Genomic DNA, 26,571 nt, shown 5'->3' with positions numbered 1-26,571 from the left:
TTGAGCCGGCAGTTTTTAGGTAAGTAATTCCCGGTAGCCCCAAAATAGGTCACGCCGCCAATCAGGTACGGCGGGATCTACCAAGATGGCTTGGGGAAGCTTGCGGGTGAGCTGTTCTTTCAGGATAGCCGGTATCGTTTGGGGAACTCCCCCGCTGTCTACCAGAAAAACCACGGGCCACCTACCAGGGTTAAATCCCTGAAAGCTGGCAGTTAAAGCCTGCAGCGCGAGTCCGGTTGGTATCGGTAGCTCGGGTACCAAAGAAACCAGCATTTGAGCGTGTTCACTGGTTGCCGGGGTGACCTCTAAGGATTCCGAAGCGATCGGGGTGAGGGCGTCTTCGGTAGGAATCCCCGCTACTAGGGATGCTAAACGGGGGAGATCATCGGCTTCTAAAGTGATCTCAAACTGTCCCCCTGGGTTAAGGAGGGCACCTATTCGCTGAGAGTCGTCGGCGTCCTCGCGGATCGAATCAAGATGTTCAGTTAAGAGGGCGGCGTTAACTGTGGAGGACGCTGGGGAGCGCAGGTGGGTTGCGTAGGCAACTAAAAATTGGGAGTCTCCTTGCGAGCGGATTTCGCCACTGCTATAGACGGGGTAGATCGCGAGGGAGCGGAGCAACGGTTCTAACCTACCGGTAGCTATCGTCATGTAGATGGCTTGATCCAGCGGCTGATCTTTTTCTCTCTTTAACCGGTAATCTCGCACCCGGTTACGGAAGGATTTTTTCATTTAGGGGTGTAGGCGGGAAAAAATAAGTAATCCGATACCGGTCAGCCCGGCAGCTCCCAGACCTAGGGCAAATACGGCTAGAGAGGAAGAACGAATCCACTGCTTAGTAGCCAGGTCGGTAGAGGTACTATCTGCCTGGAATTTCAAGGGATTGTCGTTATTAGTTTGGCTACCCGAATTGGAGCCGTCAGCAGCGGCAGAGCCGGGATCAGTTCCCGCGGGATTTTCTGCCGGGGAAGAACCAGCTGCCGGGTCGGGCAGGGTGGGGAAGGCATTTGCTGGAGGTTGCGGCAGCTGGGCGCGACTTAGCGAGCCACCAGTGCGCGCCAAGTTAGTTCCTCCTAGCTGCGAACTGGCTTGCAGTCGCGAAGAAGAAGACACGTTGGAGTTACGCGCCGCACCATTTGCGCCAGCTGCAGGCTTCGGGCTGGGGGTAGTTCCCGGATGGGTGCCTCCACCATGTTCCCCGTCACCCGGCTCCGGATCCGGAGTATCAGGGGTAGTTTCTCCCGGATCGGGAGTAGGGGGATTTTCTGATCCTCCCTCATCCTTTCCATCGACAATATCCTGAAGATCTTTAGGAACCGAAGCCTCTTTGCCGACAATAAAGGTATAGGCCATTTCGGTCTGGTAAGGCTTGTTGGGATTCTTCGGGTCGGTAGTGACGGCTTTCAGGTAGACGGTATAAAAGCCAGCTTGGCTAAAACGCAGACTAATCGAGTCTTCTTTGCTTAATAGCAGGTTCTTAAATCCACTGTCCGAACTGTTCTTAGCCTGGGAGTATGGCATTTCTTGGTAGCCGCCACCAGACTGGTTGGACCAGGACTCTACTTTCGTTCCCGGATCCCAATTCTTCACTTCGGTCACCTGGAAAACGGTCTGAGTCTTATCACTAAAACCAGAGGAGGTCAGGGCTGACTCATCTGAGGTAAATATCGTTCCATAATAAACTGGGGCGACAGCCTGCCCGTTTTCATCGGAAGCAACCCGTACGCAGGTACCAAACTTGGACTTGTAAGTCGTGACTTCTTCACCCTTTTCATTTACGGTTTTAAGGGTTCGGGCATCAATGAACTGATTACTGGGATCTACCCGGGACTGCCAGGTGGTATTGGTGTACCCCAGGTAGGTTTTCCCGTCCGCATAGCCTAAATAAATCGGGGTGTTTTCGTGTATGTCATTAACAAACTCGGATCCACCCGGGCAATTCTTTTTTGTCCAGTCGTTAAGATCCTGGGTCTGGCCAGCTGGGTTGGTAGTGGAAGTGCTGGTGGCTGGCGTGTCGCCAGGGGTAGCAAGCGCGAAGGGAGCAGAGCAGAAGCCAATGCACAGCGGCGCTGCTGCCACTAGGATAGTGGCAGCAAAACTGCTGATCTTGCGCAGAATGCTCATAGTAATCGGAACTTTCCTACCCAACCCATTAATACATTTAATAGTGTATCACAACATTAAAGTATAGCGATAGATTTTTAATCGAATTCAATCAAAAGCGACTAAAGTCCTGGGGTGATGAGGTTTCGATTAGAGTAACAATGTAAACAATTTTAACTTAACTATCATTGCTTTCAGCTTCGGCCACAGCTTGCATCGCGGAAGGTAAGGCCTCCAAAATCCGTCCTACTGCCCGATCATCGTGAGCCGAAGATACGAACCAGGCTTCAAATCCCGAAGGCGGCAGGGCAATGTTTTCCTCTTCCATCGCGTGGAAGAAGGCGCGGTAACGGAAAGTTTCTTGCGTATTGGCCTGTTCGAAATTGGTTACTCCGTCTTGTGCGGGAAGTTCTCCAAAGAACACGGAGAACAAACTGCCCGCCCGGTTAATTTTCAGGGCAACCCCCGCCTCTTTGGCCTCCTGCTCGATCGCCCCGATGAGGGCATCGGCAACTGCACTAGTGCGGGCATAGACGGTGTGATCTGCAAGTTCTAGAGTTTTTAGTCCGGCAGCAGTAGCCAAAGGATTACCCGAAAGGGTGCCTGCCTGGTAAACCGGGCCGAGCGGTGAAAGCTGCTCCATGATTTCGCGGGAGCCTCCCAGAGCCGCTAGCGGCATGCCCCCGCCAATCACCTTGCCGAAAGTAAAGAGATCCGGTACGAACTCTGCTTTTTCGAGCTCGCCTGCCCGCCAGCGAGCCAGCTCGTCCTCGCCGGAAAAATCGGGAAGTTTAGCGGGAAGGTCTATCCAATAATCGTTTTGCAATCCCCAGTATCCAGAAGGTCCTACCCGGAAACCAGTTAGCACCTCATCGGTAATCATTAACGCCCCATACTTGCGGGTAAGAGCGCGAATATGTTGGTTAAAACCAGGCAGTGGCGGTACGACTCCCATATTGGCGGGGCAGGATTCACATATAACTGCCGCGATCTGTTCGCCTTTGCGCTCGAAGGTTTCGGTGAGCGCGTCAAAGTCGTTATAGGGAAGCACGATAGTTTCGGCAGCGACTGCGGCAGTTACCCCTGCAGAGCCCGGTAGTCCCTGAGTAGCCACCCCCGACCCAGCCGCAGCTAGCAGTCCATCGGAGTGACCGTGGTAGCAACCGGCAAACTTAATGATTAGGTCACGTCCGGTTACCCCGCGTGCCAAACGAATCGCGGTCATCGTGGCTTCGGTGCCAGTAGAAACCATGCGCACCTGCTCACAAGCGGGCATACGGGCGGTAATCGCCTGCGCTAACTTGGTTTCGCCTACCGTGGGGGCACCAAAGGAAAGACCCTTAGCGGCAGTTTCTTGCACTGCGTGTACTACCGGGGGGCAAGAATGTCCCAGTAGCGCTGGCCCCCAAGACCCCACTAGATCCACAAAAGTGTTGTCTTCCTCGTCACGTATATACGCTCCGAACGCTTCTTTAATAAAGTGCGGAGTGCCGCCCACGCTTCCATAGGCGCGAACCGGAGAGTTAACTCCCCCGGGGATCGCTTTTTTGGCTTGGGCAAATAGTTCTTTATCGGTTAAGGGTTCTTGCTCACTCATGCGCCCATTATCGCCCACATGTCCCCAAGAGGCGATAATTGCGGCCTTTACACAGAACATTATTGTAGGTATCTCGGTTTTTTCCTGCCTGCGCGAAGCTGATACCACCTCCGGCCGAACCGGCGGGGGAACCGGAAAGGGGAAGGAATGAAAGATTTCGCGTTGCGCGCCTTGGTTTGGGCGCAAACCCGGCAGGCAATTGCGCGGCTAAGAACTGAAGAGGACGGGATGACCACCGCCGAATACGCCATCGGTACTTTAGCGGCAGCCGCCTTCGCTGGTCTGTTGATGGCAGTCATTAAGGGAGGAGGGATAAAAAGCGCGTTAACTGCAATTATTAAACAAGCACTTTCGATTTAAAGTGACAACAATATTTGGGAAACATCCGCAGTCGGCGCAGTTTATTAGATGGCTGCGCCGACTGTGGCAAATGCATCGGGATTGTCAGGGTGGTTACGCCACTGTCGAAACCGCTTTGACCCTGCCTGCCTTGGTGGCGGTAGCGGTGATGGGTTTAGGCGCTGGGGTAGCTGGCGCTGCAAAGGTGCAAACTTGTGACGCGGCGCGGACGGCAGCGCGCGCGGCGAGCATCGGAAAAACGTGGTCAGGTGGTGGCTCCATCGGGGTGACCGTAGACAGTAGTGGGCAGTGGGTGCGCGCCGCGGCCAGCAAAAACCTGGTGGGGAAAGCAAACTTTTTACCCGCGGTGACTTGTAAAGCCAGCACGCTAAAGGAACCAGAGTTGGCGATGGGAATAGCGCCGTGAAAACCGGGAATAGTCGCGCCCAGCTATCCCCCACAACGGCGGAGGCGGGATCGGCCACCATTTGGGCGGTAGGATTTATCTGTTTGCTAGCGGCTTTGACGGTGGGGATTGGACTATTAGGAGGAGCCTTAAGTGCGAAGGCACGGGCACAAACGGGGGCTGACTTCGTGGCTCTAGCCGCCGCCCAGGCTCACTTTTATGGCACCGCGAACGCTCCCTGTGCCGTGGCTACTCAGGTTGCCCGAGAAAATGCGGTGTCCTTAGATTCCTGTATTTTGCGCGTTAGGGACGTGCAAGTTTCGGTGCGGATAAAAACCGTTTTCAACTGGCAGCTTAAAGCTCATTCCCGAGCCGGCCCCGCCATTAATCCCCCTTAAAACATTGGTTTATCTGGCAGTGCCGGCCGAACCAAAGCTGCTAAGTAAGAACTCTAAAAGATCCCGTCCGGCAGATTTAGAAAGCATTTCGTTTCCATTCCCGCACTTGGGGGAGTGGATACAGCGCGGACACCCCTGCTTGCAGGGACAAGCGCTGACTTGCCGATAGGTTAAATCTAGCCAGGTTTCTAGCTGACGAAAACCTTGCCGGGAAAAACCGGCACCTCCGGGGGTGCCATCGTAAATAAACACCGTGGGCAGTCCAGTTTGAGGATGCTGGGTTAAAGATAATCCCCCCAGATCCCAACGGTCACAGGTAGCCACCAAGGGAAGTAAACCAATCAGGGCGTGTTCGGCTGCGTGCAACCCCCCACCCAGCAGCTGTTCTTCGTTTAGCTGCAGCTGCTTAACAAGCTTTTCTGTTAGCGTGAACCAGGTGCCGGTAGTTTGCAAGGTGCGGGTGGGGCAATCCAATTGGAAAGTAGCTTGATAAACATGACCCGGCAGGCGCAATAGGTCAAAAGAAGTAACCTGGGTTTGCACTTCGATCCGCCCGTAATGCCAGCTAACTGTCGGCGCAGGGGTCAGCGGGGCGGCTTCTTCTGAGGTAATCGAAATACTGGTATCCGTGTTGGGGCGGGTACGTAGCTTCTTCGGCCCGGGAACCACTTCCGCGATATCGTCATCTCGGCGAGAAACCTGCCAGACGCGGCCTTGATGCACATAAATCGCATCCGGGTGCAGCACGCTGTCCGCCCGAGAACTATCAACCGTGCCAATTACCTGGGCACTTTCTGATTCAATAATTTGTACTTGGCCGCCCTCTCCGCGAAGTTTTACTGCCTGCCAGGGTGAAAATCGTTTGGTGATATCGAAACAAAGTCCCCCCGGGCGATCTACCAGCAATCCTTGCTGGCGAAGCTGTGTCATAATCTGGGCGCTAGCCTCTCCAAATAAAGCAGTATCCTCACTGGTTAAAGGAAGTTCTGCCGCGGCACACAGCAATTGGGGAGCCAACACAAAGGGATTTTCGGTGTCGAAAACTATTTGCTCGGCGGAGCGAAAAATCTCTTCCGGGTGGTGAGCTAGAAAATCGTCTAAAGGATTATCGGAAACCACCAAGATGCCTAAGCCTTCTTGCCCGGAGCGACCAGAACGACCAAGTTGCTGAAAGAAACTGGCGCGGGTTCCCGGCCAAGAACAGGTGATGGTGGCATCGAGTCCGGAAATATCGATTCCCAGTTCTAAGGCAGAGGTTGCTGACAGGCCTTGCAGCGTACCGGTGCGTAACTCTTTTTCTAACTTTCGGCGCTCTTCGGGCAGGTAACCGCCGCGATAGGCGGCCACTCGCGACATTAACCCCGGGTTACGGGTACTTAGCTGATCCCGGGCGATCTGGGCAATAGTTTCTACTCCCTGCCGCGAGGGCGCAAAGGTCAAAACTCGCCCTCCGCTATTTACTAGCTGAGCCAGCAGGCGTCCGCCTTCCCAAATGGCGGGATAGCGTGGCCCCTCTGCCGCCGCAGCCTCACTCTGGTCGGCGGCTCCTCCAGTTACTTTTGGCTCCTTTCCTGCCGCGGCGCTGCTAAACGAGCCGCCCCCCTCACTGGTTTCCCAAAGATTTTCATCTTCCCAGGAAGCGGGGTCACTATCCTCGATTAGCGGTGGGCGCCAGACGAAAACCGTGCGGGCACCACAGGCGGAAGCGTCGCGGTCAATAACCTCTAGCGAGCGTCCTCGCCCCAACATATTAGCCCCATGAGCTTCCGGATTAGCGGTAGTAGCCGACAGTAAAGCAAAGACCGGTTCAGCTTGGTATTTACGAGCCAGACGACGCAGGCGACGTAAAATCAAGGCCACGTTTGCCCCCAATACCCCGCGGTAATAGTGTGCCTCATCCACGATCACCAGCGATAATCCCCGCAAAAAGGGGCGCCAAAGCTCGTTATGGGGTAGCAATGCGTAATGCAGGAAATCGGGGTTGGTCAGCACCACCTCGGCACCTGCGCGCGCCCACTTTTTAACTTCCGCAGGACTGTCGCCATCTACCGGGGCGACCTGTAGATCCAGTGCGGCCAGGTTTGCCCAGTGGGTTAAAGCTGTCGCCTGGTCACGAGCTAAGGCTTTGGTAGGTGCTAAGTAGAGGGCGGTGGGACGGACGCCTAACAGGGATTTATGGCGCTGCGCCAAGAACGGCAGCCATGCCGCCAAAGATTTACCGGACCCGGTTCCGGAAGTAAGAATCACATCCCGCCCACTATGTAAAGCATTTGCGCAGCTAACTTGATGTTCCCAAAGACGTTCGATTCCGTCGGCTTTAAGTCCTGCCGGTAGATCTTTGCCTACCCAACTCGGCCAGGGTGCGAAGCTGGGGCGCCGCGCAGGTAACACGGTTTCGTAGAGCAACTGGTCGCTGCTAAAGGAACGTAATCCGTTCGCCAGGTCAGCGATACTCACCGGGGTCTCCTTGTTGACGTGAAAATATTATTAATTAGAGTCTGCGCCCAAAATCCCTCTGGTTGTGGAAACCACAGGGGTGACAAAATAAGGTTAAAGCATGACTAGCGCGCTGAGAAGGGGACTGACTGCCGGTTACGTGCGTCGTTTTTCGGTAGCGCTATTTGCGGTCTTGTTGTTTGTAGCCTGTTACTTGATTTTTGTGTGCACCCGCGCGGGGCAGGCTACTGATACCTTGGCCATGTTTGCGCTATCGGAACTCAACGGCGCATTTGCGCCTTGGGATCAAGTATTGCTGCGGGAATGGTATTTATTTATTCTGGTACCGCTAATCGCGGCGGCAGTGATAGTTGCCCTGGTAAGACGGCGTTTTGCTCTGGGTGCCCGGATGCTAGTGATGGTGGTGGCAGCCACGGTAACCACCCAGGTTCTCAAGCATTATTTGCTATCTCGCCCCGCTCTCGGAATCACCTACTATATGACGAATTCCTTCCCCTCTGGTCACACTACGACCGCAGGAGCGGCCGCGGTAGCGCTGGTGATGGTGGCGGCTGATCGCTGGCGGGAAGTAGCCACCTATCTATCGGCACTGGTGCTCTGGTTAGTGGCTTTAGCGGTAATCGTAGCGCGTTGGCATCGTCCCTCTGACGTCTTCGCCGCGATTTGCGTAGTAGCCGTGTTCTCTCTGCTGCTTTCTCCCCTGGAGCTGGGGGGAGAGCGGGGACGGCGAGCCTTGTGGCGAGGACGGATAGTCACTTTCTTCGCGGTGATCATGTTTGTAGTAGGAATAGTGATGGTCACCTACTGTTATTTTCAACTAGGTGCCGGCAGCCCCTATTTTTCTGCCGCCAGCGCCAGCAGTGACCTGCGGGAACTCGCGGCTTCGCGTCACCAGCTCGCCCTCTTGCTGGCAGGAGGAACCGTGCTCGCCCTCGCCGGAGCCTGCTGGATTTTCATTTTCGAGGTCGCGCGAGCCGGAATGCGCACCCTAAAATCGCCCTCTGCCCCCGCCTAGGTCTTTTGCCCCAATGGGTTTTAGGACTTAGAACACTCCCAATAGTTTGCGCTAGAGGTTATTTCCGCCCCCGCCAGCAAATATGAGAAGAATAAACGCAAACACAATATCTAGTGGTTAACATTTAGGAAACCTACTATATCTCGTGTGTCTTTACCTGTTTCTGCGCGGGTATGCCTATAGTCGATAGCGGTGGCTACGAAGCCGTAGACAAACAAGAAGAACTTGAAGGAACCAGAAGAGGATAAAAATGGCACCCCAAACGAAAATGAAACACCTGGTTGATCCCGCTCAGACCGTAAATGAGTATCTATCAAAAGCTGATTGGCGGGTAAACGCTAATGCGAACCAGGGGTATTCATTGGGGGGTCTAATCCTTAACTCTTCCGGTAAACTGATCGCCAACTATTGGCTAAACGAGATTTACACTCCCGAAATCGCGCAGGCACACCGTGAGGGTGACTACCATATTCACGACCTGGATATGTTCGCCGGATACTGTGCCGGCTGGTCCCTAAAGCAGCTGCTGCAGGAAGGTTTTAACGGGGTTCCCGGCGCGATTGCCTCCAATCCGCCTCGCCATTTTTCCTCCGCCTGCGGGCAAATCGTAAACTTCTTGGGAACTTTGCAAAACGAGTGGGCAGGGGCGCAGGCTTTCTCTAGTTTCGACACCTATATGGCGCCATTTATCCGCAAAGATAACCTGGATTACGAGCAGGTTTACCAATGTATGCAGGAACTGATTTACAACCTGAACGTGCCTAGCCGCTGGGGCAGCCAGTGCCCCTTCACTAACCTGACTTTCGACTGGACTTGCCCGGATGATCTGGTAGATGAATATCCCTTGATTGGGGAGGAACTGATGGACTTCACCTACGGGGATCTGGCGGCAGAAATGGAGATGATCAACCGGGCGTTCATTGAAGTGATGACCGCCGGGGATGCCGATGGACGGGTGTTTACCTTCCCCATCCCCACCTACAACATCACTCCCGATTTCGATTGGGATTCCCCTAACACCGAACGCCTATTCGCCATGACCGCTAAATACGGCCTGCCTTACTTCCAGAACTTCCTGAACTCGGATCTGGATCCCCATATGATTCGCTCGATGTGCTGCCGTTTGCAACTAGACCTACGCGAACTGTTAAAACGAGGCAACGGACTGTTCGGTTCGGCGGAACAAACCGGCTCCCTAGGGGTAGTGACCATCAATATGGCGCGCCTCGGCTATCTCTATAAGGGTGATCTAGAAGGGCTCACCCGCCGGCTCGATCACTTGATTGATCTGGCCAGCCAGTCTCTAGAGAAGAAACGGGAAGTTATTTCCTGGCATATGGATTCGGGTCTTTTCCCCTATACTCGCCGTTACCTGGGTACTCTCGATAATCATTTCTCCACTATTGGGGTAAACGGGATGAACGAGATGGTACGTAACTTCACTGATGACGCGGAAGATATTACCGGGGAAGTGGGGCATAAAATGTGTGCCGACCTATTAGATCACATCCGGGAACGGATGGTGCAGCTACAGGAAGAAACCGGTCACCTCTACAACCTGGAGGCCACTCCGGCTGAAGGCACCACTTACCGTTTTGCGAAAGAGGACGCCAAACGCTTCCCTGGGATTATTCAGGCTGGTACCGCGGACGCGCCCTACTACACCAACTCTTCGCAACTGCCGGTAGGCTACACCCAGGACGCGTTCCAAGCTTTAGAGGAACAGGTGGAACTGCAAGGTAAATACACTGGGGGCACCGTGTTGCACCTGTATATGGGGGAGGCAATGAACTCCGCTCAGTCCTGCAAGACCCTGGTACATCGGGCGCTCGCTAACTTCAAGCTGCCCTATATTACGATCACCCCCACCTTCTCAATTTGCCCAGTCCACGGGTATTTGTCGGGTGAACATTTCGATTGTCCCAAGTGTGCCCAGGAAGGCAACCACGAGCAGCCCTGTGAGGTGTGGACGCGGGTTATGGGATATTTCCGTCCGGTTACCTCTTTCAATACCGGCAAGCAGAGCGAGTACGCCGAGCGCACTACTTTCTCGCAAGAGTTAGCCGGTGTCTGATTTTTCGACAGCTAACGGGGAGCCGAGTCTGCTGGGGCAGGCGAGGCAGCTTAACATTGCGGGGCTAGTCCCGTTTTCTACCGTGGACTGGCCGGGAAAGATTGTGGCGAGCGTGTTTTGCCAGGGGTGTCCTTGGCGCTGCGCCTATTGCCAAAACTATGAAATCTTAGATTTTTTAGTACCCGGCGCAGTCCCGTTTGCCGAGCTAGAAGAGTTACTAGGGCGCCGCCAAGGGCTACTTGACGGGGTAGTGTTCTCCGGCGGGGAAGCCCTGGCACAGGCAGCGGTGATTCCCGCTACCCGCTGGGTAAAGGCTCAAGGTTTTCAGGTGGGGCTGCACGCGGCGGGAGCTTATCCGACGCGCCTGCAAGCAATGTTGGTGGCAGGTCTGCTCGATTGGGTGGGGCTAGATATTAAAGCCTTGCCCGCCGACTACCGGCAGGTAACTGGGGTAGCCGGCGGGGATAAGGCTTTCGCCTGCCTGGAGATGCTTTTGGCCAGCGGCATCGACTATGAAGTTAGGCTAACTGTTTACCCCGGCCACCCCGGAAAAGTGCTGGAGTTGGCGCGCGATCTAGTGGCGCGAGGGGTAAAAAACTTTGCCTTACAGCAGGCACGCGAGTTGGGTGCTTCCCCAGATTTTAAGGCTGAGGCTCAAGGTTGGGATAGCCAAGTAAAAACCTGGGCTGAGGAAATCGACTCTTTGGGGTTTGAAAAGTTTTCTTTCCGGCCTGCTTGAGGACGCTGGTAACTCAGGTGCGCTTTGGTTTCACTTTCATCAATAGAATCTGGGGGTCAGGGTTTTCCTCCAGGTTGGTTTTTACAGATTTGAGCCACGGACGCCGCCTGCCGGTTAGAATAAGAACAGTGTTGTCCCAACCTCAAAGGTAAGCCATGACTGATAGTGATGATTTAAAGGAATTGCGCGAGCGCGCGTTAGCTTCGGAAACTAACGCCAATGAACTGTTCGAGATATCTGCGCAACATCCCGAGGTTTATGCGGAGGTCGCGGCGAACCCGAATGCCTATCCGGATCTGCTAGATTGGTTGGAAAACGTAGGCGATGACCGGGTAAAAGCGGTGGTAGCTGCACGTAGAGACGGTCTTGCTGGCACCGAAGCGTTAGCAAAAGGCAGCCAGGAGGCTGCGGAGGCAGCTTCCGGCGAAAAAGATAGCGATCCCGAAGGCGACCAGGCAGAGCAGGAACCCGGATCCGCAGACTCTTCGACCCTAGCCTTTGCTCCCCCTACCGATCCGGAAAGTGAAACTGAAGCTACCGAGCAAATAGAAACCACTGATCAAGCGGTAGAAACTGAGCGGGCAGACGAAGTAGCCGCGGCCGCAGAGGGTGCAGCAGCAGAAACCGAGGAGCTAGCAGAAAGCCCGGTGGCTAGTGCGGCCGCGGAGACAGCGGGAGAAAGCCCCGAACCCCCCAGCGAAAGCGCACAGTCGCCCCAAATCCCAGGCAGTGACGAAGAAAATGACGATGATGCTACTCGCCTGGGAAGCTTGCCGGTAGCAAATCCGGGCTCTTCTGCGCAAACGGCTGCGGATTATCCGACGGTAATGGCTGCTCCCGCGGCCATGCCTCCCGCTTATGCTTCTCCGGTATATGCGGAGCCCGCCTATCCGGAGCCGCCCCGGCAACCAATAATGAGTCCGTCGCCAGCTGCCTATTCCCCTTTCCCGGCCTACCAAAATCCGGCAGGGGAGAGTTCGCAACCGGAAAAATCCGGCCGCAGCTGGGGGATTATTATATTGACGGTACTGCTAGTGGTGGCGTTGATCGGGCTGGCGATTGTGGGTACCTGGATTGTTTCTTCCCGGGGGGACAATAAAGGGCAAGCGAGCGCCAGTGAGTCCCAAAGCGATGCCACCCGGACTGCTACGGTAATGGAAACTACGGTTACCACTACTGAAACTCCGATAGAAACCGGGAAACCGATCCCCGCCGGAGCGGTCTATCTAGAGCGCGGTTTTTATACCCCCACCGGTAATATTGCTTGCTTGATGTTTTCTGACGAAGTTTACTGCCAGATTTATCAGCGGCAGTGGGAGCAGGGTTGTGATGATATCTGGGCAATGCAGCTTACGGCGGGCGGAGTAGATCAGCATTGTGACCCTGGAAATGGCACAGACCCCCAGACCCAAGCAACCTATGACACTGTCTACTACAACGGTGACTATGCCTGTGAAGTGGGTAAATACACCGGCGTGAACTGTTGGAACTCTAAGACTGGCCGCGGTTTCACTATGCGCCAGGCCGACCACAGCACTTACTAGACTTCAGTAAGTCCCTTGGGGGGAGCAGCTTCGCATCCTCCTGCGCGCATACCCCGGTGGCTATTTAAAGTCTGGGAACGGCTAGCGATCCCGGTGGTGAACCAGTCTCCGGCCGGGTTGCACCCTGCGCAAAGGCCTAACTAGCAACCAGAGGTGTACTGCACTAGCAGTAAGGATATTACCTACTTTTTGGCGCCGGACTTCTTAGTAGTTTTCGCAGTGGTTTTCTTGGCGGTTGTCCGCTTGGTGGTAGTCTTCTTAGCTGCAGTTTTCTTCGCTGGCTTTTTTGCGGCGGTTTTCTTAGTAGTTTTACGGGTTCCCCGTTTTTTCGTCGGTCCTTTAGCCCGCTTTTCTGCCAGTAAAGTATAGGCTTGATCAGCATCAATATCTTCGATAATGCTGGCGCGGGGTACGGTCACATTGGTGGTGCCGTCCGTAATATAGGGGCCAAAACGCCCATCCTTAATTACTACCGGTTTACCCGAGTTAGGATCAGTTCCCAGCTCTTTCAGGGGCGGTTTCGCGGTGCGACCCCTGCGGGTTTTCGGTTGGGCGTAAATCTCTAAAGCCTGCTCCAAAGTGATGGAGAAAATCTGGTCTTCCGTCTCTAGGGAGCGCGAATCCGTCCCTTTCTTCAAATACGGGCCGTACCTGCCGTTTTGTGCGGTAATCTCGACTCCACTTTCGGGATCCTGCCCCACAACTCGCGGCAGCGAAAGCAGTTTCAAGGCATCACCGAGGCTGGCGGTTTCGATCGACATAGTCTTAAATAGGGAGGCGGTGCGGGGTTTGGTGCCCTTAGGGGCGTCCTCGGGTAGCACCTCGGTAAAGTAGGGGCCGTAGCGTCCGTTCTTTACTAAAATAACGTTCCCATTTTCGGGGTCTTTACCCAGTTCGCGACCAGTATCGGCTGAAATCGTGAACAGTTCTTTTACCTTTTCGGCGTCGAGTTCATCGGGAGCTAGTTCCTCGGGTACTGAGGCGCGCTTGCCCTCTGCGTCCTCTAAATAAGGGCCATACCGTCCTACCCGCACGTTTACTCCCGGTAGCACCGCGATCGAGTTCAGGGCGCGGGCATCAATATCCCCCAGACCCTCCACCGTATCTTTGAGGCCGCGAGCCCAAAACTCTCCGCCCGTGCCGCCTCCAAAATAAAAATGCGCCAAAAGTTCTTTGCCGTCCCGTTCCCCGGCGGCAATCTGATCCAAATCGCCTTCCATCGTGGCGGTGAAATCATAATCTACCAGGGATGCGAGGTTCTCTTCTAGCAAGCGAACCACGGAAAAGGCCTGCCAAGAGGGAATGAGAGCCTGCCCGGCGCGGCGCACATACCCGCGCTCAATAATTACCCCGATTGTGGAGGCGTAGGTAGAGGGGCGCCCTACTCCCTTTTCTTCTAGAGTTTTCACCAGTGAGGCTTCGGTATAGCGCGGAGGCGGGCTGGTTACATGCGCTGCTTTTTCCCTGTCTGCCTCGCTAAACGCTACTTCTTGCCCTTCTGTGAGCTTAGGCAAGACTGTGGAAGTGTCGCTGCTGGCGTAGCGGGATTTATCTTTACCCTCTTCATAGGCGGCCAGGAAGCCGCGGAAGGTAATCACGGTTCCCGAGGCGGTAAAGACCAGTTCGTGAGGGGCGTCGTCTAGTTGGATCTGGGCACCAAGGCGCACGGTATCGGTAGTTCCGCGGGCATCATTCATTTGCGAGGCCAGGGTGCGTTTCCAAATTAGTTCATAAAGCGCGGCCTGCTGCGCGGTGAGAGCGGAGCGCACCTGATCGGGGGTGCGGAAGTTGTCTCCCGCGGGTCGGATTGCTTCGTGCGCTTCTTGTGCCCCTTTGGTTTTCTTCGCGTAAAAGCGGGGTTTTTCGGGGATAGCGTCTGCCCCATATAGATCCGTAGCCTGGCGCCGCGCCGCCGAGATAGCTTGGCTAGACAGCGCGGTCGAGTCGGTACGCATATAGGTGATGTAGCCGTTTTCGTATAGATATTGCGCGAGCGCCATGGTTTGCCGCGAAGACATGCGTAGCTTTCTTCCTGCCTCTTGCTGCAGGGTAGAGGTAGTAAAAGGCGGGGCGGGACGGCGCGTATAGGGTTTTGACTCTACTGATGTCACCTGGCAGTGAGCCTGTTCCTCTAAAGCCTGCACCAGTTTTTCCCACAGTTTTTCATCCATCACCGTGGCTTCGCGTTTTAACTGGCCGCGGTCATCGAAGTCCCGGCCAACGGCGAAACGCACTCCATCCATTTCCAAGGCGCGGGCATTAAAGTCCCCGCCATCAGCTTTAAAGGTGGCGTTTAGATCAAAATAGTTGGCGGGAATGAAAGCGATGCGTTCGCGTTCGCGCTGCACTACCAGGCGAGTGGCCACTGACTGTACTCGTCCAGCTGACAGGTGGCGGGCAACTTTACGCCATAGAATCGGGGAAACCTCGTACCCGTAGAGGCGATCGAGAATCCGGCGGGTTTCTTGGGCTTCTACCAGGTCAGTGTCAATATCCCGGGTATTTTCCAGGGCACGATCAATGGCTTCTCGGGTAATCTCATGGAATACCATCCGTTTGACCGGAACCTTAGGTTTTAATACTTCCAGCAGATGCCAAGCAATCGCCTCGCCCTCGCGGTCTTCATCAGTGGCGAGGTAGAGCTCTTCAGCCTTTGCCAGATCCTTCCGAAGTCCCGCTACCGTTTTTTTCTTATCGGGATTAACCACATAGTAAGGCTGGAAGTTGTTGTCCACGTCTACCGCGAACTTTTTATATCCGGACTGTTTGAGCTTTTCCGGCAGAGAAGATGGCTGCGGCAAGTCCCGGATATGCCCCACCGAGGCTTCTACCTGGTAGTCAGCGCCCAGGTACCCGCTAATAGTGCGAGCCTTAGCTGGAGATTCGACGATTACCAGTTTCTTAGCACTCAAGACTTCCTCTTCCCTTGGGTTAACGATCTACCTTTATACCTTATATATATCTCGCAAACTTGAAAGGTTACCAAATGAGGTTTCTCGGCCAGATGGTTGGAACCGCTCGCGAGGGCTAACTGGTTAATGAGACCGTCCATTAGGGAAAACCAATACAACCCGGAGGAAGTATTGTATAAACATTGTTCAAATATGAGTAGGCTCAAATATTACTAGTGTTGGTTGTTGGATTTGCCAGATGAGTAAAAACTCAGTGGTTGGTGAGTGGAAAATCAGGTTCAAAAATGGTGCGATAAAAAATTCGTGCTTTTTATAGTTTGTTTATGAGAAAAGCGCAACGTATGGTTTATATATGCAGGATAAAGCCAGTTTTAAATAAAACTGAACATTAACTCATTCAAATGGTTAAAATTAGGGGTGAGGGAACTCACAATTTACACCCAAGGCGCTACTATCGTTCAAAAACTCTGAAAACATTCTAATAGACCAGGTCAAACCTACTTTATGGTTGGTAAGTATTCGCGAAAGCAACCTACCAGGTGTAAAACTTTCATTTTCAAACATTATCAGCTTTCTTCGTGTTCGTTTTCGTGGATAATAGTTAATGAACGGAGCGAAGGATCGTGACGTTCACGGAAATCGAAGGATTTGGTTTCCATAAGAGGAAAACGCAAGGAACGGGATCTACGATGAAAACGTGGAAAGAACACGCCAAGACTCTGGTTGCAGGTGTTCTAGTAGCTGGGGTTGTCGCTGCCGGTGTAAATCTGGCCGATGCGGCTACTTTCTTTACCGGTACTGCTTCCGCTGCCTCCAGCGCAGTGACTGCTAACGCGATCAACACAAATAACCGTGAAGAGGTTCGTACCCGTTACCTAAGCGATATTGCCGATACTGACTACCCCGAAAGCCCTAACAACGGCGCGGATCACAATAACTGCCGCGCCGGCGTGGTTAACCCCACCACCGCTAACTCGGTAGCTCGTGCCCTCAACTACTTCCGCGGCCTCAACGGAGCCGAAGCGGTCAAGATGGATACTACTTCTCCGCTGCAAGATTACACTCAGCAGGCCGCCCTCAATATGGCTGCCAATGGCCGCCTTTCACACACCGTACAAAATGACTCCAAATGCTTTAGCTTTAAAGCTCAACAGGGCGCAGCCATTTCTAATCTTTCCGATAGTGCGGGGCAAACTCCGGCCGAACAGATTCTGTGGTACTTCATCGATCCTTCCAGCCTGGGTGCATCTACCATGACCAAGGTGGGGGCTAACGACCGCTTGGGACACCGCATTGCTTTGATGGATCCCACCTTGTCCACTACTTCTTACGGAAACGTAAATGGTTACAACGCGATTGTAGTCACCGGAGATCAGCTGGTAAGCACTCCTGATTTCAATAACAAGCAAATCAGCAATGAAGCCGCCTACAAGCCGGAAGTTATGACCTGGCCTTCGGCGGGATACTTCCCTTACCAGCTGCTGACCACTAATCGCGATGACCGCGACGATGTAGAACGTTGGAGCATCTCCTTCCGTGGCGAAAGCAAGTCGCAGCGTCCCGACCTTTCGGGTGCTCGGGTGCGAGTGACCGGCCCGAATGGCGCGGAAGTTCCCACCACCATTTTGAACAACAAGCTGAATGGCAAAGGCCCGGGAACCTGGAATTACTACAGCACTTTGTTAATCAAGATGCCGAAGATTACCGATCTACCGGTGGGCACCGATGGTTCGCGCGACTACAAAGTGAGTGTTTCCGGGGTTAAGGGTGCGACTCGTTCCTCCTACACCTACACCGTGAAACTGTTCGATCCGATGATCTCCTCTTCCGAGATGGCTCCCCAGATCAAAGTAAATGCCGCTCCCCGGGTAGCCCAGGGTGGATACGCCGAACCGGCTAAGATCACCGTGCAGGGTTCGACCGGTATGAAATACCAGTGGCAGCGTTCTAAGGATGCCGGTAAGACTTGGGAGGACGTGAAAGATAAGTTCCGGGTTCCTGCTGATCATAGCTTCTATGGAACTGCCAACGATCTGGACTATGCCCCTGGTGCTCGCACCGAAGACAAGTGGGGGCTGCTGCGGTCGGCTCCGATTGCTAATCGTGCCGAGGCCGAGTCCTTGCGCTTCCGTTTGAAGGTCACCAACCCGGTCGGCACCTCGATCTCTGAACCGTTGAAACTGGAATACTACGGATTCGATCAGGATCAGGTTATCCGCCAGGGCGACAAACTAATCGCAAAGGTTAGCTTGCAGGGTAACTCCGATTCGGTGGAGCGTTTCAGTGACGTGATCTGGAAAGACCAAAACGGTAAGCAGGTTGGAACCGGTGAGACTTTGACTTTAACCCCCGATATGAAGGGCAAGCAGATTCGCCCCACCGTGCAGTTCTGGCTTACCTCGTTCATGTCAGCTTCTCTCTACGAATTGAAGCTGCCCGCATACTCCGTTGGGTAACTTGCGTTTTCTAAACCTAACGGTCCCAAAGAGGGTCGCGTCCTTAGGGACGAGGACGCGGCTCCTCAAAAAAGAATCCAGTCGTTACCTGGTTGATTGGCTTCAATAACTGAAAAGAAATCATCTGGCTCCTAGGACGTTCCCAGTCTAGGAGCCAGATAATTTTTTGGTTTGAGAAACAGCAGCTGGCGATGTTCATAACGATTAAAGCGCGATCCTAAAACTCGTCCATTATCTGGAATAATTTCACTTGAAAGGCCTCTGGACTGGACTTTTATGCGGGGGGGGATTATAGGGAATCTATAATCTTTACCTATTTCGAGCGAAATACTAAACCAATCAGAGGGGATTCATATGGTACGCAAACAGGTTGCAAAGGTAGCGATTGCAGCAGGCACCGGGATCGCACTGGTGGCTCCGGCGGCTTCGGCTTTCGGGATTAATCAAGCAGAACCGCAGGGCAAGTTGAATATTCCGGGATCGGTTTCGCAGTGCCGCGTCGGAGTTGACGTTTCGGCGGTTAATAAAGCCTATCGGGATTACCAGCGCGCCCAGCAGCAAGCCCAGGACGCAGCCGCAAATTTGGATGCTGAACAGTCCAAACCAGAGATTGCCGAGCCCCTAGCGGCCTATGCGGGTGCCCAGGATTCGTTGCGGAAGGCACAAGCCGGCCAGCAACAAAAACGCGCCGATGCCACCGCTGCGCACCAGCAGATGCAAGAAGAGGCAGCACAAGCACTGGCGGAGGCAGTTGCTAATCTGGAGAAAGCTCAAAATAACTTAGATCAGGCCGAACAGAAGCAAAAGCAGGCGGAAGAAAACCTCAATAACGCGAAGACGAATAAAGAGGAAGCAGATCGTGAGAATGAGCAGGCTCAGGCAGCCGCTCCCGGGGCTGAGGCGGTAGCTGATGCTAAGAAAGCCGCCGATGAGGTCGCAAAGGCTCTGGATGAGGCGCAAGAAAAAGCTGAGAAAGCTAAATCTGAGCTAGACGAAGCCACCAAGGCTGCTGAAAAGGCGAAGCAGGATGTAAAGCAGGCTGAAAGCGCCAAGCAAGACGCAGAGCAAAAAGCTCAAGATGCTGCGAATGACGTACAGGAAAAGCAAACTGCGTTAGATCAGGCAAAGCAGAAACTGCAAGACGTTAAAGATATTCTGAATAATGACGATGCGGTGCAAAAAGCACAAGAGAAAGTCGATGCGGCTCAGCAGGATTACGATAATGCTGTCAATGACCAGAAACCGGCGAATGACGCTTTGTCAGAGGCTAAAGCGAAACTAGATGCCGCGAAGGGCGAGGCGACAGACAAGGCTAAGGCGGTTACAGACGCTCAAGACGCCCTTGATGCTGCAAACACTAAGTTAGATGATTTGAAAGCCGCGCAGCAGGAAGCGCAAAAGACTTATGACGATGCGGTTAAGGCGCAAGAAGAGGCTGAAACTAATAGAGATAACGCGCAAAAAGCTCTGGATGAGCAGACTCCCAAGTGCGCGGAAGCAGATAACGCGGTAAAGGATGCGGAGAAGGCTAAGGAAGCAGCTGATGCCGCAGTTGCAGAAGCGCAAAAAGCAGTTCAAGCCGCCCAAAAAGCCGTAGAAGCCTCCAAAGCCAAAGCTCAGGAGCAGTGGGATCTGGGTTCAAAAGGATTTTTTCAAGAGAATAAATCCAGTAAGGCTCTAGCTCAGCTGAATACAGATTATGTTGCCCCCAACGGAAATAGAATTACTTCTTACACCACCATTGGAAACCCCCAGGACGCTACTTCCCTTGAGAATATGAAACTTGCTCTCGAAACCATGAAAGAGGGCAATGATTTGCGGGTTAAGGGAGATAATAACTTTGCTGCAATGCCGGCTCTTAAAGTAACTGATGAATTAATGGCTATTGCCCAGGTTAACGCAAACTATTCCGCAAATTACGATAATGGACATTCACAAAATGATGGTCCGTTTGTAAAATCTGCTGGCGAAAACCTCGCTTGGGGTGGGGGGAGCCCCTATACGCGCTCAGGGTCTTCTTGGTATACCTTTGAAAAAGCAAACTACGACAAAGATCCCTCGGGTAACAGCGGTGTGGTTGGACACTATACCAATCTTATGGACAGAGATTTCTTGTATACGGGATTTGCAAGCGGAACAAAAAATGCCGCGTATGGGATTGTACACGAGCAAGAATTCTGGGGCGGCACCACCGATACGGCGTACACTTACGAGGAATATCTTGCACGTTTCATGAAGTATTACAACGGATTGCAGGATGCCAAGGATAATGGTTCGAAAGAAGCACAAGCCGCGTTAGCTGCAGCTCAAGCTACGCTCGCAGAAAAGCAAGCGGCGCAAAAAGAAGCAGAAACAACGTTACAGAAAGCGACAGATAACGCCGCTGAGCAAGCGAAGAACTGTGAGACGTGCCAAAAGGCGCTGGAGGAAGCGGAAGCAGCACTTGAGAAAGCTAATGCTGCGGTTCCGTCTGCCGAGCAAGCTTTGACAGCTGCCAAGGAAGCTACTGCTGTGCAAGAAAATGTAGTTGCGGACAAAGAAAAGACGCTGCAAGACGCCAAGGACGCTCAAGAAGCAGCAGAGGAAGCAGTCACCCAGGCGCAAGATGAGGTTAACGCCAAACAGCAAGCTGCGGATGATGCGCAAAAGACAGTAGACGAAAAGCAAAAGGCTTTGGATGCCGCTAAAGAGAACTATGAAGCGGTAGTTGCCACCAAGGCTGACGCTAAGAAACAGTTGGATGAGGCAGAAAATGCAGTAAAGCAGGCAGAAGCTGCCCTGAATACCGCTAAAGACGAAAAAGCTAAAGCGGATGCGGCAGTAACCGATGCCGACACCAAGCTAAATGAAGCGAAGCAGAAAGCTGCCGAGGCCGAAACCCAGGCACAAGATGCGCGGAAAGCTAAAGACACCGCTGATAAAGACGCCGCAGACGCCAAGACGGCAAACGACGCGGCAGCCAAGGATTACGCAGACAAAGCCGCCGCCCAAAAAGCTGCCGATGAGGCGCAAGCTAAAGCAGATGCCGCGGCGAAAGCAGTCGAGGATGCGCGGAAAGCTAAAGACACCGCCGATCAACAAGCAGCAAATGCCAACACGGCCAAAGAAACTGCCCAGAAAGCTAAAGATCAGGCTGCGGTAGACAACAAAGCCGCACAGGAAGTACCCGACCTCGACACCTGGGTCAAGGAGCAGCCAGAAACTAACCCTGCCCCTGCCGCCCCGCTGAGCATGATGGCGATGCGTGCGCCCGCAGCTACCAGCGTTAGTGCCGAAACCCAGCAGGCAATCGATGACGTCCTCGCGAAGTATCAAACCTACCTGGAAGCCGCACAAGCAGCAGATACTGCTACCGAGAAAGTACAGCAGTTAGCGGCCGCCTATAAAGAAGCTAAAGCCGCGCTAGCGCCATTTGAAGCAGCCCTGCAGCAGGCTAACACCCAGTTGGGCAAGGCAAAAGTCTCCTACGAGAAGCTCTTTCAAGACTGCATCGATCCCGGGTCAGCCTCTACAGGCAAGCACACAGGTGAACCGGATAAAGCCTCCAGTTCCGACCTGGGTCAAACCGGCGCCGCCGACCTGTCCACCATTTTGGGACTATCGGCAATCAGCGCGGGTGCCGGTGCCTACCTGGTTGCCCGGCGCCGCCAGCCAAAGCACGCGCGCTAGATAACATGTCTTAATCTGACAGAAACGACCTATGGTGGGGGCAATGCCCGAACAAGGCATTGACCCCACCATAAATTCAGCCCAAAGTTCTCAATCGGTAGCTAATACGGGTTAACCGGTTTAACACCTGATCACCAGACAAAGATTCCTACCAGGCTCAATAGTGGAGACATAGCAATGGGGGCAGGCACAATGCCTGCCCCCATTGCTATGAAAAGAATCTAAATCCTAAAGTGCTCTATTCAGGCAAGCGATTCTGAGTAGCAGCAGAGAAGTTATGTTGACCACCAGGGCGAATCCTGACCGGCATAATCGAACCTGCCGGAGGAGCGGTACGCGGAGGAACGCGAACCGTAACCTGAGCCAGGCGCGGCTTGTCATCAGTGCGGAGACTGGAATCATGGCCAGCGAGTGTCCCGTAAACGTAAGCATCAGAACCTAGTTCTTCCACATGGGTCACTTTAATCGGAATGCTATGAGCCATATCTTGACCGTCAGCTTGAACATCCAGAGCCTCAGGGCGGAAACCAATAATGATTTCTCCATTATCCTCAGGAGTCATAGCATCCAGCGTAGCCTGGCTGAGCGGAATGCGAGCATCACCAAGGACAGCCACCCCGTTATCAACCCGGAAAGTACCGATATTCATAGCCGGTGAACCAATGAACGCCGCCACGAAAGCATTACCCGGGCGATCATAAAGCTCTTCGGGGGTACCAACCTGCTGCAAAACACCACCAGCGATAACCGCGATTCGGTCACCCATAGTCAGTGCCTCGGTCTGGTCGTGAGTCACGTACAAGGTGGTGACCCCCAAAGTGCGCTGCAACTGGGCAATCTGGGTGCGGGTTTGTACACGTAGCTTCGCATCCAAGTTCGACAGCGGTTCATCCATCAAGAACACCTGGGGTTTACGCACAATCGCGCGTCCCATCGCTACGCGCTGACGCTGACCACCAGACAGAGCCTTCGGTTTACGATCCAAATATTCGGTCAAATCAAGAGTCGCGGCAGCCTGTTCCACCCGCTTATCGATTTCTGCCTGCGGAACCTTAGCGATCTTGAGGGCGAAACCCATGTTTTGACGCACCGTCATGTGCGGGTAAAGCGCATAGTTCTGGAAAACCATGGCGATATCGCGATCCTTGGGAGCCATATCGGTTACATCATTATCGCCGATATAAATCTTGCCGGAATTAACATCCTCTAGCCCAGCAAGCATCCGCAAAGAAGTGGACTTTCCACAACCAGAAGGACCTACTAAAACTAGAAACTCGCCATCGGCTATTTCCAGATTCAACCTGTCTACAGCCGGATGATCTGAACCGGGGTAAACCCGAGTAACGGAATCAAAAACAATTTTTGCCATATTAATATTTCTCCTCCACGGGCAGGTACGTGCCCGACGATCCGAGTGGAGTGTCTGTTGTAACTGCGGGAAATATCTTCCCCACGTGTCACCTGCGACACAAGCGCTGATTGCGCCTGAACTCAGTCTGCCATATTTATCGCTATTACGGTAGTGAGATCCGCCAAAGTTGCGCCAATTCCTAACTTTTTACCTCCCACCCGCCTGCAGAGCGCCGAATCTGCTATTTTTCTTTTCCGAGGACGCAGCCAGGCCGCTCCCAAAGCTCCCAAAGCCGAGAACAGCCGGGTCTAAATATGACAAAGTCCCCGAGGTCGCCCTCGGGGACTGTCAAGGAAAAGAAACTACTTACCCTGGTTGGCTACTGCCGCAATCTTGGCTTCAGCATCCGGATCCAGGTAGGTTCCGCCTTTCTTTACCGGCTGCAGGTTCTCGTCTAGCTCGTAGTACAAGGGAACCCCGGTAGGAATATTCAAACCAGAAATGTCATCGTCACTGATTTGATCAAGATGTTTAACGATGGCACGCAGAGAGTTACCGTGTGCTGCCACCATAACTGTCTTACCGCTCTTAAGTTCGGGGACAATCGCTTCCTCCCAATAGGGAAGTAGGCGCTCTAATACCTGTTCTAGGCATTCGGTACGCGGAATCGGTTCCCCGGAGTAGCGAGGATCTTGATCTTGCGAGAACTCTGATCCCAGCTCGATTTCCGGAGGCGGAGTGGAGTAGGAACGACGCCACAACATGAACTGTTCATCGCCGTATTCGTCCCGGATAGCTTTCTTGTCTTTGCCCTGCAAAGCTCCATAATGGCGTTCATTCAAACGCCAACTGCGCTGAACCGGAATCCAGTGGCGATCGGCCGCATCTAACGACAGGTTAGCGGTCATAATCGCCCGGCGTAGTAAAGAAGTGAAAACCACATCTGGCAAGATGTTTTCTTGCTTCATTAATTCGCCACCGTGGACGGCCTCCTGACGACCTTGATCGGAGAGCGGAACATCCACCCAACCGGTGAAAAGATTTTTAGCATTCCATTCGCTTTGCCCATGACGGAGCAATATAAGTTTGTAAGTCATATCCTCAGTGTCTCATTCTTTAGGTGAAAATGCCCGGGGTGTAAGTCCCTTTTTTATTTTAAGTGCGTGCGGTAGTAGGCGGAGCGTACTTTCGCGGAAATGCGTCCCTTTTCTGATACCTGCATATTCTGTTCCCGCGCCCAAGCCCGAATCTTGGAGGCATCGGAAACCCGACGGGTGTCAGTACCGGCAATCCGGCGTCCTCCCACCCGTCGGCCTGCCTGAATCCACGGATCCATAACTTCGCGCAACTTGGCGGCATTTTCAGAAGATAAATCAATTTCGTAATCAATACCGTCAAGGCCAAACTTAATGGTTTCATCCCCGAATTCCCCATTGATATCGTCAATCAGAACAATTCTAGTTTTCCTGGCCAAGATTTTGCCTTTCCGTTTTTTAAAAGTGAATATTGCTTTTTATGTTAACGCTATTAAACAAAGTTTTCTATAGATAGTTAAACGCGTACTAGGCAAGTATTCGCAGGCAGTAATAGCGGTAAAAATAATAATTTTTTCAGCACGCGAGTATCGCAACTAGCTAAGACTAGCAGTATTCAGATTTTTTAAAACTATAGAAACTTACGGCATTCTCAGAGATTGGTTTTTGCAACCATATTAGGCGTCAGCTACCGTAATTAATCCGGCGGCTTTCTGTGCCCGCTCCCTGGCTTCGGCAATGTCATTTCCGCGGGCTAAAGCCACTCCCATTCTCCGCCCTATCCGGGATTCAGGTTTACCAAAAAGCCGCAAATCCACTTCCGGCACTGATAAAGCCTGATCCAAACCGCGATATACCGGCCCTTCAGTTTGCAGGTTCGCACAAATAACTGCCGAGGCCGCGGGGGTGCGCAGACGGGTATCAACCGGCAAACCTAAAATAGCGCGGACATGGAGTTCAAACTCTGACAGGTAACCAGAAGCCATAGTCACCATCCCGGTGTCGTGAGGACGCGGAGACACCTCGGAAAAGAGAACCTCATCACCACAAATAAACAGTTCCACCCCGAACAGGCCACGACCTCCCAGGGCGGAAGTAACTTTGGTGGCGATAGCTTGCGCCTTTTCCAACACCTTGCTATCCATTGGAGCTGGCTGCCAAGACTCGTGGTAGTCCCCATTTACCTGCAGGTGGCCAATTGGTTCGCAAAAACTGGTGATGGTTTCTCCCGTTTGCACGTCACGCGAACGCACCGTCAAGAGGGTAATCTCATAGTCGAAATCTACTACCGCTTCTACGATTACGCGCCCCTGACTAGCGCCCCGTCCGCCCTCAAGCGCGTAATGCCAGGCAGGAGTGATATCATCTGGGGTTTTCAGCAGGCTCTGCCCCTTGCCGGAAGATGACATCACCGGTTTGACTATGCAGGGCAAGCCAATTTTTTCTACCGCTTGGCGCATCTGTTCTTCCCCGGAAGCAAACACGTAGCGGGAAGTAGGGATACCTAGTTCTTCCGCGGCCAGACGGCGGATCCCTTCCCGATCCATAGTCAGGCGGGTAGCGTGGGCAGTCGGGATTACCGTGACCTGGCGAGAAGCGGCTATTTCTTCCAAAGTGTCGGTAGCGATAGCTTCAATTTCCGGAATAATGAAATGAGGACGCACCTTTTTCACCAGGAAATCGATCTGTTTACCATCGGTCATATCTAGGACGTAGGAATAGTGCGCCACCTGCTGTGCAGGTGCGTTTTGGTAACGGTCAGCGGCGTGAACTTCTACCCCCAGACGCATAAATGCGATCGCCAATTCTTTACCTAATTCTCCGGAACCGAGCAGGAGAACCCGGAGTGAGGATTTTGATAGAGGAGTTCCGAAGGTAGTTGGCGTTAACATAAAAACCCTTTCCTAATAATCAATTCCGCCTGGTATATAGGGATTTGAGTACTACTTTACGGGTTCTTTAGTGACGGAAGCAACCAAAATGTAACTTGGGGAAATTCCCTTTGCCCTTGTACAATAAAACGTGCCTTTAAGGCAGGCGCCTGTAGCTCAGTTGGTAGAGCAACGGACTTTTAATCCGTGGGTCCAGGGTTCGATCCCCTGCGGGCGTACTAAAAAATGGGTTGCGCCTGTTGGCGCAGCCCATTTTTTAGTACAAGCGGGGAGTCGAACCCGTGAGGGCTGGCGCGGGGAGGTAGCGAACGCGGGCTGAGCGTTTGCCCGCGCCAGTGGTTTTCGGAGGCTGTGCTCCGAAAGCCCTTGCTGGTGCGTAGCACCGCCGATCCCCTGCGGGCGTACAACGACGACGATGAACGGTGAAGAAACTTGTTTCTTCACCAGTGAAGAGGAGGAAGTTGTGTGTAATCCCGTTAGGGATTACTAACACAGCGAGGAGCCCTGCAGTTATCCGCATTATGCTTTAACATGCGCTGCGGGTCTGGCTCGGTAAAAGCACTCCGGGGACCCCGTGACCGGCTT

Annotated in this window: 18 protein-coding genes and 1 tRNA gene; 10 read left to right on the top strand and 9 right to left on the bottom strand. The window is 53.3% G+C overall.

The annotated features are described in order from the left end of the window. Positions 1-15: 15 nt before the first annotated feature. The 3 genes from RDM26_RS04885 to RDM26_RS04875 form a co-directional block, all read right to left on the bottom strand. Positions 16-732: a hypothetical protein gene (locus RDM26_RS04885; protein ID WP_307737889.1), complete on the bottom strand. Its 717-nt coding sequence runs from the start codon at positions 730-732 to the stop codon at positions 16-18. Then, complete coding sequence (locus RDM26_RS04880) at positions 733-2,124, bottom strand: hypothetical protein (RefSeq protein ID WP_307737888.1); 1,392 nt, start codon at positions 2,122-2,124, stop codon at positions 733-735. 157 nt (positions 2,125-2,281) lie between these two features. Beyond that, entirely contained in the window at positions 2,282-3,700 is a 1,419-nt protein-coding gene (locus RDM26_RS04875) for a glutamate-1-semialdehyde 2,1-aminomutase (protein ID WP_307737901.1), read from the bottom strand. A gap of 147 nt (positions 3,701-3,847) precedes the next feature. On the opposite strand from RDM26_RS04875, the gene RDM26_RS04870 reads away from it, so the two are divergent. Genes RDM26_RS04870 through RDM26_RS04860 form a run of 3 tightly spaced genes read left to right on the top strand, consistent with a single transcriptional unit; the run spans position 3,848 to position 4,843 of the window. Next, entirely contained in the window at positions 3,848-4,060 is a 213-nt protein-coding gene (locus tag RDM26_RS04870; RefSeq protein ID WP_024059604.1) for a DUF4244 domain-containing protein, read from the top strand. A 1-nt stretch (position 4,061) separates the two neighbouring features. After that, complete coding sequence (locus RDM26_RS04865; protein ID WP_307737887.1) at positions 4,062-4,466, top strand: TadE/TadG family type IV pilus assembly protein; 405 nt, start codon at positions 4,062-4,064, stop codon at positions 4,464-4,466. Beyond that, entirely contained in the window at positions 4,463-4,843 is a 381-nt protein-coding gene (locus RDM26_RS04860) for an Rv3654c family TadE-like protein (RefSeq protein ID WP_307737886.1), read from the top strand. The genes RDM26_RS04865 and RDM26_RS04860 overlap by 4 nt, the downstream gene beginning before the upstream one ends. Before the next feature lie 9 nt (positions 4,844-4,852). Here RDM26_RS04860 and RDM26_RS04855 read toward each other — a convergent pair whose 3' ends face one another. After that, a complete protein-coding gene (locus tag RDM26_RS04855) occupies positions 4,853-7,300 on the bottom strand; it encodes a DEAD/DEAH box helicase (RefSeq protein WP_307737885.1) in 2,448 nt (815 codons plus the stop codon). A 100-nt stretch (positions 7,301-7,400) separates the two neighbouring features. Here RDM26_RS04855 and RDM26_RS04850 point away from each other — a divergent pair, with 100 nt between their 5' ends. The 4 genes from RDM26_RS04850 (at position 7,401) to RDM26_RS04835 (ending at position 12,672) form a co-directional block, all read left to right on the top strand. Beyond that, positions 7,401-8,315, top strand: coding sequence for a phosphatase PAP2 family protein (locus tag RDM26_RS04850; RefSeq protein WP_307737884.1), 915 nt, complete (start codon positions 7,401-7,403; stop codon positions 8,313-8,315). A gap of 250 nt (positions 8,316-8,565) precedes the next feature. Beyond that, positions 8,566-10,389 (top strand): ribonucleoside triphosphate reductase, encoded by a 1,824-nt coding sequence (locus tag RDM26_RS04845; protein ID WP_307737883.1) that lies wholly within the window; start codon positions 8,566-8,568, stop codon positions 10,387-10,389. After that, entirely contained in the window at positions 10,382-11,128 is a 747-nt protein-coding gene (locus RDM26_RS04840; RefSeq protein ID WP_307737882.1) for an anaerobic ribonucleoside-triphosphate reductase activating protein, read from the top strand. Before RDM26_RS04845 ends, RDM26_RS04840 begins: the two co-directional genes overlap by 8 nt. 155 nt (positions 11,129-11,283) lie before the next feature. Then, complete coding sequence (locus RDM26_RS04835; protein WP_307737881.1) at positions 11,284-12,672, top strand: hypothetical protein; 1,389 nt, start codon at positions 11,284-11,286, stop codon at positions 12,670-12,672. Positions 12,673-12,854: 182 nt separating this feature from the next. On the opposite strand, the gene topA is transcribed toward RDM26_RS04835, so the two are convergent. Beyond that, positions 12,855-15,584 (bottom strand): type I DNA topoisomerase, encoded by a 2,730-nt coding sequence (gene topA, locus RDM26_RS04830; RefSeq protein WP_307737880.1) that lies wholly within the window; start codon positions 15,582-15,584, stop codon positions 12,855-12,857. A gap of 689 nt (positions 15,585-16,273) precedes the next feature. Here topA and RDM26_RS04825 point away from each other — a divergent pair. Both RDM26_RS04825 and RDM26_RS04820 read left to right on the top strand, forming a co-directional pair. Continuing rightward, the gene (locus tag RDM26_RS04825) at positions 16,274-18,040 is read left to right on the top strand and encodes a hypothetical protein (protein WP_307737879.1); all 1,767 of its coding nucleotides are present in this window, start codon (positions 16,274-16,276) and stop codon (positions 18,038-18,040) included. A 354-nt stretch (positions 18,041-18,394) separates the two neighbouring features. Continuing rightward, the gene (locus tag RDM26_RS04820; RefSeq protein WP_307737878.1) at positions 18,395-21,709 is read left to right on the top strand and encodes a CAP domain-containing protein; all 3,315 of its coding nucleotides are present in this window, start codon (positions 18,395-18,397) and stop codon (positions 21,707-21,709) included. A gap of 238 nt (positions 21,710-21,947) precedes the next feature. Here the strand turns inward: RDM26_RS04820 and RDM26_RS04815 are convergent, their stop codons facing one another. The 4 genes from RDM26_RS04815 to purT form a co-directional block, all read right to left on the bottom strand. Further along, on the bottom strand, positions 21,948-23,078 hold the full coding sequence (locus RDM26_RS04815; protein ID WP_307737877.1) for a sn-glycerol-3-phosphate ABC transporter ATP-binding protein UgpC: 1,131 nt from the start codon (positions 23,076-23,078) through the stop codon (positions 21,948-21,950). Between the two features lie 344 nt (positions 23,079-23,422). Continuing rightward, the gene (locus RDM26_RS04810; protein ID WP_278605315.1) at positions 23,423-24,157 is read right to left on the bottom strand and encodes a phosphoglyceromutase; all 735 of its coding nucleotides are present in this window, start codon (positions 24,155-24,157) and stop codon (positions 23,423-23,425) included. Positions 24,158-24,210: 53 nt separating this feature from the next. After that, a complete protein-coding gene (locus tag RDM26_RS04805; protein ID WP_307737876.1) occupies positions 24,211-24,534 on the bottom strand; it encodes a histone-like nucleoid-structuring protein Lsr2 in 324 nt (107 codons plus the stop codon). Positions 24,535-24,771: 237 nt separating this feature from the next. Then, positions 24,772-25,986: a formate-dependent phosphoribosylglycinamide formyltransferase gene (purT, locus tag RDM26_RS04800; protein ID WP_307737875.1), complete on the bottom strand. Its 1,215-nt coding sequence runs from the start codon at positions 25,984-25,986 to the stop codon at positions 24,772-24,774. 145 nt (positions 25,987-26,131) lie between these two features. On the opposite strand from purT, the gene RDM26_RS04795 reads away from it, so the two are divergent. Further along, a tRNA-Lys gene (locus RDM26_RS04795) sits at positions 26,132-26,204 on the top strand. The last annotated feature ends 367 nt before the right edge of the window (positions 26,205-26,571 follow it).

Origin of the sequence: uncultured Varibaculum sp. (assembly GCF_902489465.1) — a bacterium.
In the GTDB taxonomy this organism is placed as follows: Bacteria; Actinomycetota; Actinomycetes; order Actinomycetales; family Actinomycetaceae; genus Varibaculum.
Note: the sequence above shows the minus strand (reverse complement) of the source record. Positions and strands in the feature narration are given on the sequence as shown.

Excerpts from the sequence above, each read along its gene's own strand:
- RDM26_RS04885 (WP_307737889.1), bottom strand. The coding sequence starts at position 732 with ATGAAAAAATCCTTCCGTAACCGGGTGCGAGATTACCGGTTAAAGAGA.
- RDM26_RS04880 (WP_307737888.1), bottom strand. The coding sequence starts at position 2,124 with ATGAGCATTCTGCGCAAGATCAGCAGTTTTGCTGCCACTATCCTAGTG.
- RDM26_RS04875 (WP_307737901.1), bottom strand. The coding sequence starts at position 3,700 with ATGAGTGAGCAAGAACCCTTAACCGATAAAGAACTATTTGCCCAAGCC.
- RDM26_RS04870 (WP_024059604.1), top strand. The coding sequence starts at position 3,848 with ATGAAAGATTTCGCGTTGCGCGCCTTGGTTTGGGCGCAAACCCGGCAG.
- RDM26_RS04850 (WP_307737884.1), top strand. The coding sequence starts at position 7,401 with ATGACTAGCGCGCTGAGAAGGGGACTGACTGCCGGTTACGTGCGTCGT.
- RDM26_RS04845 (WP_307737883.1), top strand. The coding sequence starts at position 8,566 with ATGGCACCCCAAACGAAAATGAAACACCTGGTTGATCCCGCTCAGACC.
- RDM26_RS04835 (WP_307737881.1), top strand. The coding sequence starts at position 11,284 with ATGACTGATAGTGATGATTTAAAGGAATTGCGCGAGCGCGCGTTAGCT.
- RDM26_RS04825 (WP_307737879.1), top strand. The coding sequence starts at position 16,274 with ATGAAAACGTGGAAAGAACACGCCAAGACTCTGGTTGCAGGTGTTCTA.
- RDM26_RS04820 (WP_307737878.1), top strand. The coding sequence starts at position 18,395 with ATGGTACGCAAACAGGTTGCAAAGGTAGCGATTGCAGCAGGCACCGGG.
- RDM26_RS04815 (WP_307737877.1), bottom strand. The coding sequence starts at position 23,078 with ATGGCAAAAATTGTTTTTGATTCCGTTACTCGGGTTTACCCCGGTTCA.
- RDM26_RS04810 (WP_278605315.1), bottom strand. The coding sequence starts at position 24,157 with ATGACTTACAAACTTATATTGCTCCGTCATGGGCAAAGCGAATGGAAT.
- purT (WP_307737875.1), bottom strand. The coding sequence starts at position 25,986 with ATGTTAACGCCAACTACCTTCGGAACTCCTCTATCAAAATCCTCACTC.